12 protein-coding genes are annotated in these 13,488 nt (G+C 68.3%); 9 read left to right on the top strand and 3 right to left on the bottom strand.

The window, feature by feature from the left end:
* Positions 1–65 precede the first annotated feature (65 nt).
* On the top strand, positions 66–1,736 hold the full coding sequence (cydD, locus tag F467_RS0106595; protein WP_018138861.1) for a thiol reductant ABC exporter subunit CydD: 1,671 nt from the start codon (positions 66–68) through the stop codon (positions 1,734–1,736).
* The gene (cydC, locus tag F467_RS0106590) at positions 1,729–3,435 is read left to right on the top strand and encodes a thiol reductant ABC exporter subunit CydC (RefSeq protein ID WP_018138862.1); all 1,707 of its coding nucleotides are present in this window, start codon (positions 1,729–1,731) and stop codon (positions 3,433–3,435) included. The genes cydD and cydC overlap by 8 nt, the downstream gene beginning before the upstream one ends.
* 17 nt (positions 3,436–3,452) lie before the next feature.
* Here cydC and F467_RS0106585 read toward each other — a convergent pair whose 3' ends face one another.
* Positions 3,453–4,229 (bottom strand): HAD family hydrolase, encoded by a 777-nt coding sequence (locus F467_RS0106585; protein WP_018138863.1) that lies wholly within the window; start codon positions 4,227–4,229, stop codon positions 3,453–3,455.
* Between the two features lie 140 nt (positions 4,230–4,369).
* Between F467_RS0106585 and dksA the strand changes: the two genes are divergently transcribed.
* The 6 genes from dksA (at position 4,370) to thpR (ending at position 11,465) form a co-directional block, all read left to right on the top strand.
* Positions 4,370–4,822: an RNA polymerase-binding protein DksA gene (gene dksA / locus F467_RS0106580; protein WP_018138864.1), complete on the top strand. Its 453-nt coding sequence runs from the start codon at positions 4,370–4,372 to the stop codon at positions 4,820–4,822.
* A gap of 329 nt (positions 4,823–5,151) precedes the next feature.
* Positions 5,152–6,096: a tRNA glutamyl-Q(34) synthetase GluQRS gene (gene gluQRS / locus F467_RS0106575; protein ID WP_018138865.1), complete on the top strand. Its 945-nt coding sequence runs from the start codon at positions 5,152–5,154 to the stop codon at positions 6,094–6,096.
* A gap of 389 nt (positions 6,097–6,485) precedes the next feature.
* Positions 6,486–6,659, top strand: a complete 174-nt coding sequence (locus F467_RS13745; RefSeq protein ID WP_018138866.1) for a hypothetical protein — start codon at positions 6,486–6,488, stop codon at positions 6,657–6,659.
* Entirely contained in the window at positions 6,649–9,594 is a 2,946-nt protein-coding gene (locus F467_RS0106565) for a sensor histidine kinase (RefSeq protein ID WP_018138867.1), read from the top strand. Before F467_RS13745 ends, F467_RS0106565 begins: the two co-directional genes overlap by 11 nt.
* A complete protein-coding gene (locus F467_RS0106560; RefSeq protein ID WP_018138868.1) occupies positions 9,591–10,901 on the top strand; it encodes a sigma-54 dependent transcriptional regulator in 1,311 nt (436 codons plus the stop codon). The genes F467_RS0106565 and F467_RS0106560 overlap by 4 nt, the downstream gene beginning before the upstream one ends.
* 42 nt (positions 10,902–10,943) lie before the next feature.
* Positions 10,944–11,465, top strand: a complete 522-nt coding sequence (gene thpR / locus F467_RS0106555; protein WP_018138869.1) for an RNA 2',3'-cyclic phosphodiesterase — start codon at positions 10,944–10,946, stop codon at positions 11,463–11,465.
* Here thpR and F467_RS0106550 read toward each other — a convergent pair.
* Together F467_RS0106550 and F467_RS0106545 are read right to left on the bottom strand one after the other, a co-directional pair.
* The gene (locus F467_RS0106550) at positions 11,455–11,745 is read right to left on the bottom strand and encodes a hypothetical protein (RefSeq protein WP_018138870.1); all 291 of its coding nucleotides are present in this window, start codon (positions 11,743–11,745) and stop codon (positions 11,455–11,457) included. The genes thpR and F467_RS0106550 overlap by 11 nt on opposite strands.
* A 4-nt stretch (positions 11,746–11,749) precedes the next feature.
* Positions 11,750–12,697: a sodium-dependent bicarbonate transport family permease gene (locus F467_RS0106545; protein ID WP_018138871.1), complete on the bottom strand. Its 948-nt coding sequence runs from the start codon at positions 12,695–12,697 to the stop codon at positions 11,750–11,752.
* Between the two features lie 166 nt (positions 12,698–12,863).
* Here F467_RS0106545 and F467_RS0106540 point away from each other — a divergent pair, with 166 nt between their 5' ends.
* A complete protein-coding gene (locus F467_RS0106540) occupies positions 12,864–13,442 on the top strand; it encodes an NAD(P)H-dependent oxidoreductase (protein ID WP_018138872.1) in 579 nt (192 codons plus the stop codon).
* Positions 13,443–13,488: the final 46 nt, after the last annotated feature.

Here is a 13,488-nt window from a genome sequence, read left to right as displayed (position 1 = left end):
ATGTCCACACGCCCAATCCGTCCGCTCCCGCTGCGTCGAGCCCGGATGCCCGTCGTCCGCACGCGATGAATGCTACCGCCAGGGAGTGGCTGCGCCAGCGTGCCCGCCCCCATCGCCGCTGGCTCTGGATGTCCGCGGCCGGCTCCCTGATCGCGGCCGGCGCGACGATCGGCGTGGCCGGCATCATCGCCCAGGCCGTGTACCAGGCCCTGTTCGCGCCCGAGCGCCTGGACTGGGCAGCGGTGCTGGCGGCCGGGCTCGTACTGATCGTGCTGCGCTACAGCGCACAGGGACTGCGTGACCTGGCCGGCCAGCGGCTGGCCCACGCGGTCAAGGGCCGCCTGCGCGGCGAGCTGCTGCATCGCGCCCGCGAGGCCGGTCCGGCGCGGCTCGCGGCACAGGCCACCACCGGCGAATGGATCGAACGCTTCCAGGCCCGCGGCGAGGACCTGACCGGCTACTACGCGCGTTACCTGCCCGCGCTGCAGGCGGTCATCCTGATCCCGCTGGCGATCCTGATCACGGTGTTCTGGCTGGACTGGCTGGCCGGCCTGCTGCTGCTGTTCGCCGCCCCGCTGATTCCGGCCTTCATGGCTATCGTCGGCATGGGGGCCGAACAGATCCATCGCCAGCAGCAGGCCGAGCAGGACCGTCTCGCCGGGCACTTCCTGGACCGCATCCGCGCCCTCGACTGGCTGCGCCGGGCACGCGCAATCGAGGCCACCCAGTCCGAGGTGGTGGAGCGCAGCCACCATCAGCGCCGACTTACCATGCGTACGCTGCGGGTGGCCTTCCTGTCCTCGGCCGTCATGGAGTTCTTCAGCGCCGTGGCCATCGGCATGGTCGCGATCTATGTCGGCTTTGCCCTGTTCGGGGCGCTGGACTACGGCCCGGCCGCGGAGCTGACGCTGTTCACCGGTCTGTTCGTGCTGCTGCTGGCGCCGGAATACTTCCTGCCGCTGCGGCAGTTCGCACAGAGCTATCACGACCGCGCCGGTGCGCTCGCGGCGGCCGAGGCTCTGGCCCCGCTGACCGCGCCCGCCGAACACCCCGCCGCCAGCGCCGCTCCGGCCATCGAGCCGCCCGAGACTGACCCGACCGGCGCGATGCTCGCACTGGAAGCCGTCAGCCTGCGCTATCCCGGCCAGGACGCACTCGCCCTGCCCCGGACCACGCTGACGGTCCAGCCCGGCGAATCCATCGCGATCACCGGGCCCAGTGGCGCGGGAAAATCCACCCTGCTCGCCCTGTGTGCGGGGTTCCTGCAACCGGACGAGGGATGCGTACGGCGCCATGGTGATGCGCAATCGTTCGTGTGGATCGGACAACAGGCCCACCTGTTCCACGGGACCCTGCGCGAGAACCTGCAGCTGGCCCGCCGCGAGCCCCTCTCCGATGAGGAGATGGGCTCGGCGCTGGCGCAGGCCGGCCTGCCGCTGCAGGCGGCGGAGCTGCCGGACGGGCTGGATACGGCGATTGGCGAGCAGCGCCGCGGCCTCTCCGGCGGCCAGGCCCAGCGTGTCGCCCTTGCCCGCGGCCTGCTCTCCGGCTACCGGCTATGGCTGCTGGACGAGCCCACCAGCGCACTCGACGCGGCGACCGAGCGCGCATTGCTGGACACCCTGTTCGGGCTGGCCCGGGAGCACGGGCTCACGCTGGTCGTGGCCACGCACCACACGACGGTGCAGGCCCGTTGCCAGCGGACCCTGAATCTCGTGGGGGATCGGGATGCGTAGGGACGGCTTCCGGGATCTGCGCTTCCTGCACGCGGTCTTCCGGCAACGGCGGCTGTGGTACTGGGGCGCCTGGGCCCTGCTGGCCCTGACCTGGGTCGCCGGGATCGTGCTGCTGGCGCTGTCCGGCTGGTTCATTACGGCCACAGCCCTGGCCGGGGCCGGCCTGCTGGCCACCCTCGACGTCTACGTCCCCTCGGGCGGCATCCGAACCGCGGCGATCGCGCGCACGCTGGCGCGCTATTCCGAGCGGCTGGTCAGCCACGAGGCGGTGCTGCGCAGCCTCGCCGACCTGCGGGGCCGGACCTTCCGGGGCCTGGCGGCCCGTCCCGCCGGCTGGGTCCGCGCCTATCGCAGCGGCGACCTGCAGACCCGGCTGACCGGGGACATCGACACCCTGGACGCGATGCCGCTGCGGGTCGCGGGCCCGATCATCGCCGCTCTGCTGAGCCTGCTGGTCACACTGGTCATTGCATTCTGGCTGGCGCCATGGCCGGCGGCGGCGCTCCTGCTGGTGGCCGGCACCCTGACCATGCTGGTCTCGCTGCTGCTCGCATGGGTCGGGCAACGTGACAGCCGCCAGCTGGTGCGCGCCCGGGCTCATGAGCGTATCGCCCTGGCCGACTACATCGGAGGCCTGGCCGAACTGATCGCCTTCCAGCGGGCGGGCGATACCGAACAGGCGCTGGCGCGGCAGAACCGCGACCATGCCCGGCGACTGACCCGACAGGAGTCGGTGGGCACACTGACCGAGCCCGTGGTGCAGGCGGTGGTCGCCGTCTCGGCACTGCTGATGCTCCTGCTGGCCCTGCACTGGTACACGCAGGGGCTGATTTCAGCACCTGTGGCAGTCCTGCTGCCCCTGATGACCCTGGGCCTGGGCGAGGTCCTGGGCAGCCTGCCGGGCGCCTGGTGGCGGGCCGGCGAGAGCCTGGCCGCCGCGCGCCGCATACGGCATGTGGTCGCGCGGAAGCCCCTCCCGGCCGATTTGCCCGAAGGGGGTGAACGGCAGGGACACCCGCGCCTGTCCGCGCAGGGCCTGGTGACGGGATTCGAGGCCGGCCGCCCGCTGTCGGCACCGCTGGACCTGGCACCCGAACCCGGGACGCCGCTGGTCGTGACCGCCCCGAGCGGACACGGCAAGAGCACCCTGCTGGACACCCTCGCCGGCGAACAGGCGCCCCTGGCCGGGTCGGTCCGGATCGGGTCGACACCCATCGAGACCCTGTCGGTCGATGCCCGCTATGCCCGGATCAGCTATCTGCCGCAGACCCCGCACCTGCCGGACACCCGCATCCGCAAAATCCTCGCGCCCGGTCCGCATGACGACCACCAGGACGAGGCCCTGTGGGATGCGCTTCGGCAAGTCGACCTGGCCGACCGGGTTGGCGCCGATGCGGATGGACTGGACGCCCGCATCGGCGAGGGCGGGCAGCACCTGTCCGGTGGCCAGCGTCAGCGCCTGGCGCTCGCCGCCATACTCCTGCAGAACCGCCCGATCGTGCTGCTGGACGAACCCTTTTCCGGTCTCGATGCCGCCACCATCCAGCGGATCCTGCAGCGCCTCCGGCCCTGGCTGGCTCGGCGCCAATGCATCCTCGTGACCCATGCCCCGGACGCGCTGCCGCCGGACTGGACACGTCTGCTGCTACCGCGCCCCGCGCTGCCCCGGACGGGTTCTGATTCGGTTACTACTGCTTAGGGAAACACGGACCGGGCTCAACGCCCGCCTTGCGCTGCCGCGGCCCACTCGCGGAGCGCGGCAACATCGACACAGGGGCCCGGCAAATCCGGCCCCCGGAACACCGTTGCCGGACACTGCGGCTCGCCAAATCCATCCAGGACAACCAGGGCGCCGGTGAAGTCCTGCTCGCGCGTGTAGTCGTTCGTCGTGACCACCACATTCAGCCCCGCCCCCCGGGCTGCGCGCACGCCGTTGTCCGAGTCCTCGAGGGCCAAGCAGGCCTGTGGCGGCAGATCCATCGCCTCCAGGGCGTGCTGGAAGATATCCGGGGCGGGCTTTTTCTCCGGGACGACGTCACCGGCAGAGATCACCTCGAAGCGGTCCGGACCCTCTTCGCCCAGCGTCGCCTCCAGCAACGCGGTGACGTTCTCGGGCGTCGTGGTGGTAGCAATCGCCAGGCGCAGTCCTGCCGCCGACGCCTCGTCGAGCAGACGTTCGACCCCCGGCCGCAGCGGGATCGCGCCGGTCTCCAGCAGCGCCACGTAGTGCCTTGTCTTGGCCGCATGCAGGTCCCGGATGCGCTGATCGATTTCGGGCTCGTCCAGGATGTCGGGATGATCCTCCGAGAGGTACTGGCGGATGCGTTCCTTGCCACCCGTCACGCGCAACAACTGTCCGTAGCGCTCGACGCTCCACTCCCAGTCCAGCCCGGCCTCGGCAAACGCCTGGTTGAATGCGACGCGATGCCCGTCGCGCTCGGTATCGGCCAGTGTGCCGTCGACATCGAAGATCAAGGCCTTCAGTTCCTGCATCCGGGTTCCTCTGGGTATGTGGCTGATAAAGTGGGATTCGCTCCGGGCCCCACACAAAAAATACTGGCACGGGACTTGCCCAGCCGGGCTGTCTCTGATACTAAGTGCGCCTTATTTTTCCAGCCGGAGAGAATGCCCGCATGGCTGCTGACAAGAATCAGGACCACCCCTCCACCAAGCACATGGTTGCCGGAGGCATCGCGCCCTACGAGCCGAAGTCCGGCGAAGAGTACATGAATCCGGATCAGCTCGATCATTTCCGCAGCCTGCTGCGGGCATGGCGCCAGGAGCTGGCCGAAGAGGTCGACCGTACCGTGGGCCACATGCGTCAGGACGCCGCGAACTTCGCGGACCCGGCCGACCGCGCGACCCAGGAAGAGGAGTTTGGCCTGGAGCTGCGTGCCCGCGATCGCGAGCGCAAGCTGTCGAAGAAGATCGACGAGGCCCTGCGCAAGATCGACACCGGGGACTACGGCTACTGCGAGACCTGCGGCGTCGAGATCGGCATCCGCCGCCTCGAGGCACGCCCGACCGCCACGATGTGCATCGACTGCAAGCAGCTGGCGGAGATCAAGGAAAAGCAGATGGCCTAGGGAGACGCTGATTTAATCGCACGTCCGCGCTCGAGTCGCTTTTGCGTGGGAACAAGGCGCGGTGACTGCCGTGCAGTCATTCTGCACAAGGGAACCGCAACGCCGTTCCCACGCAAAAGCGGCCGAGCCCCTGCTTTCAATGGCTTGTGGGGTTGGTGCCCCCTGTTCCCCGATCCTGCGTTGCGCCCCGCATTCATCAAAAACGGGCGGGTAGAACCACTACCCGCTGCACGACGCGCCTTGTCTCGGAAAACAGGGGGCACCAACGCGGACGTGCGATTAAATCAGCGTCTCCCTAGCAGGTCATCCGGCGGCAGGATGGCTGTGCCATGACTACCGCCAGCTCGAATCAAGGCGCCCCCTATGTGGGGCGCTTTGCCCCTACCCCCTCCGGCCCGCTGCATGCGGGTTCCCTGTTCGCCGCCGTCATCTCGTGGCTGGACGCCCGCAGTCACCACGGCCGTTGGCACCTGCGTATCGACGACATCGACACCCCGCGCGTCCAGACGGGCGCGGAGTCCGCGATCCTTTCGGCACTCGAGGCCTTCGCCCTGGACTGGGACGGCCCGCCCACCCGCCAGAGCAACCGCACCCCGACATACCAGGCCGCGCTTGAGCACTTGCTAGCCCGGGACCTCGCCTTTGGCTGCGCCTGCACCCGGCGCGACCTTGCTCACAACGGCAAACCGGGCTGGGAAGGCCCGATCTACCCCGGAACTTGTCGTCAGGGTCCGCCGGCCGGACACCCGCCGCGGGCCTTCCGTGCCCGTGCGGCGCAGTCACACTGGGACGTGGAAGACCGTTTCCTGGGCCCCGTCGCCTTCGACCTCGAGGCCCTCGGCAGCGACTTCGTCATCCGCCGCGCGGATGGCCTGTTCGCCTACCAGCTGGCCACCGTCGTGGATGATCTCGGGTTGGGCGTGACCGACGTGGTGCGCGGAGTCGATCTGCTGGGCTCCACTCCCCGTCAGATGCAGCTGTATCAATCGTTGACCACGCCCTGGCCGCGTTACGCGCACCACCCCGTGCTGATCGGCGCGGGTGGCCAGAAGCTGTCCAAGGCGACAGGCGCCGAGGGTCTGCGCGAGGACACCACACGCGCCCAGCTCGCCTCAGTGCTGACCTGCATCGGGCTGGCACCCAGCGACCCCGACTGCCCCGACCGGCCCGCTGCCCAGCTGGCCGAGGCACTGGAGCGCCTGACCGACCGTCCCCTGGCCACTCGCCTGCCACTCACTACCGGCGTGCCCGTCCGCGAGCCAGGGAAACACTGATGAATGTACACGCTCGCGTTGGCACCCCAGGTTTTCCGAGACAAGGCGCGTCGTGCAGCGGGTAGTGGATCTACCCGCCCGTTTTTGATCAATTCGGGGCGCAACGCAGGATCGGGGAACCTGGGGTGCCAACCCCAAAAGGGCTCGGCCGCCGGTTGTTATCAAAAACGGGCGTGGGAACTGCGTTGCGGCTCCCTTGTGCAGAATGACTGCACGGCAGTCACCGCGCCTTGTTCACACGAAAAAAGTGACTCGAGCGCGAACGTGTACATTCATCAGTGTTTCCCTAGGGGGTAGACTGCGGCCATGCTGCGCCTGTCCACCCCCACATTCGCGCCACGGCCTGCGGCCCGTCACAGGCCGGATCGGCACACTCCGGGGCGCTGACCTTGCAGTCTTCACGCGCAATCCTCGTCGCCCTGCTGGGCGCCTTGCTGTTCCTCAGCCCACTGGTCATCTGGGTCGCGCACCTGACGCCGGCCTGGTGGTGGCCATTCGCTGGCTGGGCGACCTTCATCGTCCTGGTTGCCGTTGTCTTTGCCGGGGGTCGCCGTGACCCTTAGCCTGGGCCTGATCTACGCCGTCGGCGTGGCCTATCTGGCGCTGTTGTTCGGGATCGCCTTCCTGGCCGATCGCGTTCCGCGCGTCGGGCGCATCGCGGCCAACGGCTGGGTATTCAGCCTGTCGCTCGGCGTCTATGCCACGTCCTGGACCTTCTACGGCAACCTCGGCTTCCTCGCGGACCATGGCTACCTGTACCTGACGATCTACCTGGGCGTGACGCTGGCCTTCGCCGCTACCCCGTGGCTGCTGCGCCCGATCCTGCGCCTGACCCGCGAGCAGCAGCTCACATCCCTGGCGGATCTGTTCGCGTTTCGCTATCGCAGCCGCTGGACCGGCCCCATCGTCGCGCTGTTCATGCTGGCCGGGGTACTCCCGTACATCGCGCTGCAGATCAAGGCGGTCGCGGAATCCGCCGGCGTCCTGACGGCCGAGACGCCACCGCACCTCCTGGCCCTGACCTTCAGCGCCACCATCGCGTTGTTCGCGATCCTGTTCGGCGCCCGCCATATCGCACCGCGCGAGAAACACGCCGGCCTGGTGCTGGCCATCGCGTTCGAGTCCATCGTGAAGCTGGTGGCGATCCTCGGCATCACCGCAGTCGCGCTGTACGCGGTCTTCGGCGGGTTTTCCGGCCTGGACACCTGGCTGACCGAGAATCCCGAGGCCGTGGATGCGCTGTACGCGCCGGTACGCGAGGGCGGCTGGTTCGCGATGATGATCCTGGCGTTTGCCGCCGCCTTCCTGCTGCCGCGCCAGTTCCACATGCTCTTTACCGAGAACATCAACCCGGCGGCGCTCAACCGGGCTGCCTGGGCCTTTCCCGCCTTCCTGCTCCTGCTGAACCTGCCGATGCCGGTGCTCTACTGGGCCGGAGAGGCGGCCGAGCTCGGCATCGACACCAACTACTACGCAATCGGCATCGCCGGCATGGTCGACTCGCCCTCGCTGGCCTTGCTGGTGTTCATTGGTGGTCTCTCGGCCGCCAGCGCAATGATGATCGTGACCACGCTGGCCCTGGCCCACATGGGGACCAACTACCTGTCGCCACTGACGCGCCTGCACGACGAGGACAGCGCCGCCGCCAACCTCTATTCCCGGCTCCTCTGGGGTCGACGCCTGTGGATCGTGTTCATCATCGGTCTGGGCTACGCGTTCTACGGCCTGCTGCAGGTGGTCGAAGGCCTGGCCCAGCTGGGCCTGATCTCGTTTGCCGCCGTGGCCCAACTGCTACCGGGGCTGATCGGGCTGATGCTGTGGAAACAGGCCAACCGCGTCGGCTTCCTGCTGGGACTCTGTGCGGGCATCGCCGGCTGGCTGTTGACGCTGGTGCTGCCGCTGATGGCCAAGGCGGGGATCGTTGCTGGCTACCCGGACCCACAGGGAATGCTTCGGGCCGAGACCCTGGACCCGTGGACCTTCGCCCTGATGTGCAGCCTCGGCATCAATGCCGTGCTGTTTGTGCTCGGCTCGCTGCTGACCCGCCCCAACCGCGAGGAGACCGAGGCCGGGCGCGCCTGCTGCCCCAACGAATCGGCCGGGACCGGCGGCGGCCTGCCGCTGGCCGGCGATGTCGCCGAGATGGAGACCGCACTGGCCGCCACGCTCGGTGCCAGCGCTGCCCGTCACGAGGTCCAGCGGGCCCTCGACGATCTCGGCCTGCCGCGCCACACCCGTTCGCGCGGCGACCTGCGCACGCTGCGCGAGCGCATCGAGCGCAACCTTTCGGGCCTGCTGGGCCCGGTGCTCGCCCGCATGATCGTCGACCAGCACCTGCGTCTCGACGCCGCCGGGCGCCACACTCTGAGCGAGAGCCTGCGCCGGGTGGAAGAGCAACTCGAGACGCGCGCCCTGCCCCTGTCGGGTCTGGCGGCCGAGCTGGACGCCCTGCGCCGCTTCCACCGCCAGATCCTTCACGAACTGCCGCTGGGGGTAGCAAGCCTTGGCACCACCGGCGAGATCACCGGCTGGAACCAGGCCCTGGCCAAACTGACCGCGATCAACACTGACCAGGCCATCGGATGCAATCTGCAGCAGCTCGAGAGTCCCTGGGCGGGGCTGCTGACCGCCTTTATCGAGAGCCCGGATCGCCAGTGGTACAAGCTCAACGTCGATCTGCCCGATGGCAACCGGCGGCTGAACCTCCACAAGTCCGCACTCCAGGACGAGCATGGCCGGCTGGAGGGTCGCATCGTCCTGATCGAGGACATCACCGAGCGCGCCCAGCTGGAGTCCGAAATAGCCCACGGTGATCGCCTGGCCTCCATCGGGCGCTTTGCCGCCGGGGTCGCGCACGAGATCGGCAACCCGCTGACGGGCATCGCCTCGCTGGCGCAGAACCTCCCGCTGGAGGAGGACCCCGAAGAGGTCCGGGGCACCGCCGAGGACATCCTCGCGCAGACGCGGCGCATCAATGCGATCGTGCAGTCGCTGGTCACCTTCGCCCATGCCGACGAGGGCCCCTCCGCCGGGCATTTCGAGACCATCGCGCTGGATGCCATCGTCAACGAGGCGATCCGCCTCACTCGCCTCGCCGGGCGCAAGGACCTGCGCTTCGAGCTGGACGGCCTCGAAGGCCTCTATCTGCGCGGCTCGCACGCGACCCTGCTGCAGGTGTTCATCAACCTGCTGACCAATGCCGAACAGGCCTCACCCGAGAATGCGACGGTAGCGATCAGCGCCAGCGCTCGCGGTCGCAACATCCACCTGATCATCGACGACCGCGGACCGGGCATCGAGGAATCCAGCCTGGAGCGGCTGTTCGAGCCATTCTTTACCACCAAGCCCGCCGGCCACGGCACCGGGCTCGGCCTGCCGGTGGCCTACAGCATTGTGCGCGACCACGGTGGTACCCTGATGGCCGCGAACCGCCCGGACGGCGGTGCGCGCTTTATCCTGATCCTGCCGCGACACAACCCCGATGGCGACCACGCATGACGCGCATCCTTCTGGTTGACGACGAAGCCCCGATCCGCCGTGCCGTGCGCCGGTTCCTGGAGCATCACGGGTTCCAGGTGCGGCTGGCCGAAGACCTCGCCAGCGCCCGCACCGCCCTGCGGGAGGAACTGCCGGACCTGATGCTGGTGGACCTGCGCCTGCCCGACGGCGAGGGCATCGAGCTACTGGCCGAGGCCGGCCATACCCCCACCGTGATCATGACGAGCTACGCCTCGGTCCCCTCGGCCGTCACCGCGATGAAGGAAGGCGCGGCCGACTACATCGCCAAGCCATTCGATCACGACGCCCTGTTGCTCACCCTGCGCGCGGCGCTGCGGGGGGTCCCCGCCGCAACGTCGGCGGGCAGCGACCGCGATGCCGACGACGACAGTCTGGGCCTGGTGGGCGACAGCGTGGCCATCCAGCGCCTGCGTGACCAGATCCGCCGGGTCGCGACCACTCAGTCCACCGTACTGCTGCGCGGCGAGTCGGGCACCGGCAAGGAGCTGGCTGCACGGGCCCTGCATCGGCTCAGCTCGCGCGCAACCGGGCCGTTTATTGCGGTCAACTGCGCGACCATCCCCGAGGGACTGGTCGAAGCCGAGCTGTTCGGCCATGCCCAGGGCGCCTATACCGGCGCCGTCAAGGCGCGCACCGGCCTGATCCAGGCGGCCCACGGCGGCACGCTGTTCCTGGACGAGATTGGCGAACTGGCCCCGGCCGCGCAGGCGCGCCTGCTGCGCGTGCTGCAGGACGGCGAGATCCGCCCGGTCGGCGCGAACGAAAACCTGAAGGTCGATGTCCGCCTGCTGGCGGCCACGCATCGCGACCTGGAGGCGATGATCGGCGAACAGGCCTTTCGTGCCGACCTGTACTACCGCCTGCGCGTACTGGAGCTGTCCATCCCGCCGCTGCGCGAGCGCCGCGAGGATATCCCGGCACTGGCCCGGCATTTCCTCTCCGATCTGGCAGGGAATGGCGGACCACCCGCCGAACTCACCCAGGCCGCGCAGAAAACACTCGAGTCCCACGACTGGCCGGGCAACGTGCGCGAACTGGCGAATGCCCTCGAGCGCGGCTGGGTGCTGAGCCCGGACAGCCGGATCGAACCGGACCACCTGGGACTGGCCCCGGCTACGGGCAATGGCGACACGACTCCCGGAGGCTCGAGCCTCAATGACTATTTCCGCCGCTTCGTACAACAGAACCAGGCCCAGATGACCGAGACCGAACTCGCGCGCGCCCTGGGTATCAGCCGCAAGACCCTGTGGGAACGCCGCCAGCGCGAGGGCCTGCCCCGCCCTTAAGCGGCCTGGCCGGGCGGCCTGACCGGGTCGAGGAGAGACGCCTTGAGCGACGCACGCCGCGTGTTCCTCGCGCTGTGGCCCGATGACACCACGCGCGGGATGCTGGATGACGAAGCGCAACGCCTGATTGGCCCGGGACGGCCCGTCCCCCGGGGCCACCTGCACCTGACGCTGGCCTTTGCCGGCACCATCCCGGCCACCCAGGCCGACTGTATCGCCCGGGAGATGGGTACGCTGGGGCAGGAGGCCTTTCCGCTCACACTGGACCGGCTCGGCCATTTCGAGCGGGCGCACGTCAGCTGGATCGGGCCCTCCGCGACACCGGCCGCGCTCGACACGCTCGCGGCCCGGGCGCGCGACCTCACCCGAGCCTGCGGCGCCACGCCAGAGGATCACTCGTTCCGGCCGCACGTGACCCTGCGCCGCTTCGCGCGTCCGCCCGAACGCGAGACGCCCGAGCACGCGATCCACTGGAACGCGACGGAGGTCGTGCTGATCGAATCCGGCCAGGGTGGCAACCCCGGCCCCTACAAGGTCCTCGCGCGGGTCCGGCTCAGTTCTTGAGCGTGACCGGGGATGTGAACATCAACAGGCCATAGTCCGCCTCGTACTGCTCCTTGAACTGTTTGGCAATGCGGTCGCACAGGTCCGGGGAACCGACCACTTCAAGCTTGATGTTGCCGCCCTGGCGCCAGTTGCCCCGGCGCTTGCCATGTTTGCCCCAGCCCCGGGTGTCGGACACGGTGTAGCCAGCCGCGCCCTGGCGGCGCACCTCCTCGATCAGAATATCCTCGAGGATGGCCTCGGCCACCACCGTCAACAGCAGCATCTCCTCCGATTGCATTGTCCTAGCCTCCCAGCGAGTAGAGCCACTGGGTCATCCAGAAGTACAGCGGGACGCCCAGGAAGATATTGAACGGGAAGGTGACCCCCAGCGAGGCCCCGATCGACAGCGCGGGGTTGGCCTTGGGTACCGCGATGCGCATGGCCGCGGGTGCGGCGATGTAGGACGCACTCGCGTACAGGGTAGCCAGCAGCAGCGTACCACCCAGGCTCATGCCCAAGCCCCAGCCCAGCAGGATCCCGAGGATCGCCGAGACCACCGGCATCACGATCGCGAACACCACCAGGAACAGCCCGTACTGGCGCACCTCGGCGATCCGGCTGGAGGCGACCAGCCCCATCTCCAGCAGAAACAGGGCCAGTACGCCCTTGAACAGATCGAAGAACATCGGCTCCAGTGGGTCCATCAATTCGGGACCGGCCACGAAGCCGATCACCAGCCCACCGGCGAGCAGGAAGATGCTCTTGCCGAAAAAGACCTCGTGCATGGTCTTGCCCCATTGCACCGGTCCCTTCGTGCCCATGCGTGCCAGCAGGATGCCGATCACCAGCGCCGGCATCTCCAGCAGCACGAGGAAGACCACCATGTGACCCTCGTAGTCGATCCCGCGGGCTGCGAGAAAGGCGACCGCTACCGAGAACGTCACCACGCTGACCGAGCCGTAGTGTGCGGCGATGGAGGCCGAATCCGCGCGCGGCATATGCCCCAGCCAGCGCAGCACTGGGAACGCCAGCAGCGGGATCAGGGCCCCGACCGTCAGCACCGCAAGGCCGGGCAGAATCAGCGGCACCAACTCGCTCTCGGCCAGTTTCACGCCGCCATGCAACCCGATGGCCAGCAACAGATAGATCGACAGCGCCTCGTAGATCGCCATCGGGATCTTGAGATCCGACTTGGCCAGCCCGGCAATTGCCCCGAGCAGGAAGAACAAAACTACCGGATCAAAAGCCATTTCCACCCGTCTCCGTTACTGCGCTGCAGCACCCGGAATATCGTAGGGCAAACTCGAATCAATGTGCATCGATCCGCCGCTGCTACTGGCAGTAAAGCCAGACGGCTTCAGTGATGGGCTACGCTCGTAATGAGTGGTTTGTTCCCGAGCTGCCGGAGGCTGGCCGATGACACGCATCCTGATCCTGCAGGGCCACCCGGACCCGGCCGAAGGCCACTTCGACCATGCGCTGGCGGACGCCTACCGCGAGGGTGCCGAGCGTGCAGGTCTCGCAGTGGATGCGTTCCCGATCGCCCAGCGTGACTTCCCGCTGCTGCGCAGCCAGGCCGAGTTCCTGGAGGAGGCCGTACCCCCGGCGATCCTTGAGGCGCAGGAGTTGATCGAGGTCGCCAACCACCTGGTACTGATCTACCCCCTGTGGATGGGCGACATGCCGGCACTGGTCAAGGGCTTTCTGGAGCAGGTCTTTCGGCCGTCCTTTGTGGGCGACGACGACATGAACCAGTTGCGCCATACCCGGCTCAGGGGCCGCTCGGTGCGCATCGTCGTCACCATGGGCATGCCGGCACCGATCTACCGCTGGTTCTATCGCGCGCACAGCCTGAAAAGCCTGGAGCGCAACGTCTTTCGGTTTTGCGGCTTCGGCCCCGTGCGCCACACCCTGATCGGGCAGTCCGGAGGTGATGCCGCTAGCCGCGAACGCTGGCTGGCAAGGATGCGGGAGTTGGGAGGACAGGCGAAGTAACGCGACCATCGGTACACTCCCCCGGATCCCCAGCCGACGGACGCGT

Origin of the sequence: Thioalkalivibrio sp. ALJ12, from assembly GCF_000378305.1 — a bacterium.
Lineage (GTDB): Bacteria > Pseudomonadota > Gammaproteobacteria > Ectothiorhodospirales > Ectothiorhodospiraceae > Thioalkalivibrio.
Note: the sequence above shows the minus strand (reverse complement) of the source record. Positions and strands in the feature narration are given on the sequence as shown.

Bases quoted from the DNA above. Each gene is read 5' to 3' on its own strand.
- cydD (WP_018138861.1), top strand. From the start codon at position 66: ATGAATGCTACCGCCAGGGAGTGGCTGCGCCAGCGTGCCCGCCCCCAT.
- cydC (WP_018138862.1), top strand. From the start codon at position 1,729: ATGCGTAGGGACGGCTTCCGGGATCTGCGCTTCCTGCACGCGGTCTTC.
- F467_RS0106585 (WP_018138863.1), bottom strand. From the start codon at position 4,229: ATGCAGGAACTGAAGGCCTTGATCTTCGATGTCGACGGCACACTGGCC.
- dksA (WP_018138864.1), top strand. From the start codon at position 4,370: ATGGCTGCTGACAAGAATCAGGACCACCCCTCCACCAAGCACATGGTT.
- gluQRS (WP_018138865.1), top strand. From the start codon at position 5,152: ATGACTACCGCCAGCTCGAATCAAGGCGCCCCCTATGTGGGGCGCTTT.
- F467_RS0106560 (WP_018138868.1), top strand. From the start codon at position 9,591: ATGACGCGCATCCTTCTGGTTGACGACGAAGCCCCGATCCGCCGTGCC.
- F467_RS0106550 (WP_018138870.1), bottom strand. From the start codon at position 11,745: ATGCAATCGGAGGAGATGCTGCTGTTGACGGTGGTGGCCGAGGCCATC.
- F467_RS0106545 (WP_018138871.1), bottom strand. From the start codon at position 12,697: ATGGCTTTTGATCCGGTAGTTTTGTTCTTCCTGCTCGGGGCAATTGCC.
- F467_RS0106540 (WP_018138872.1), top strand. From the start codon at position 12,864: ATGACACGCATCCTGATCCTGCAGGGCCACCCGGACCCGGCCGAAGGC.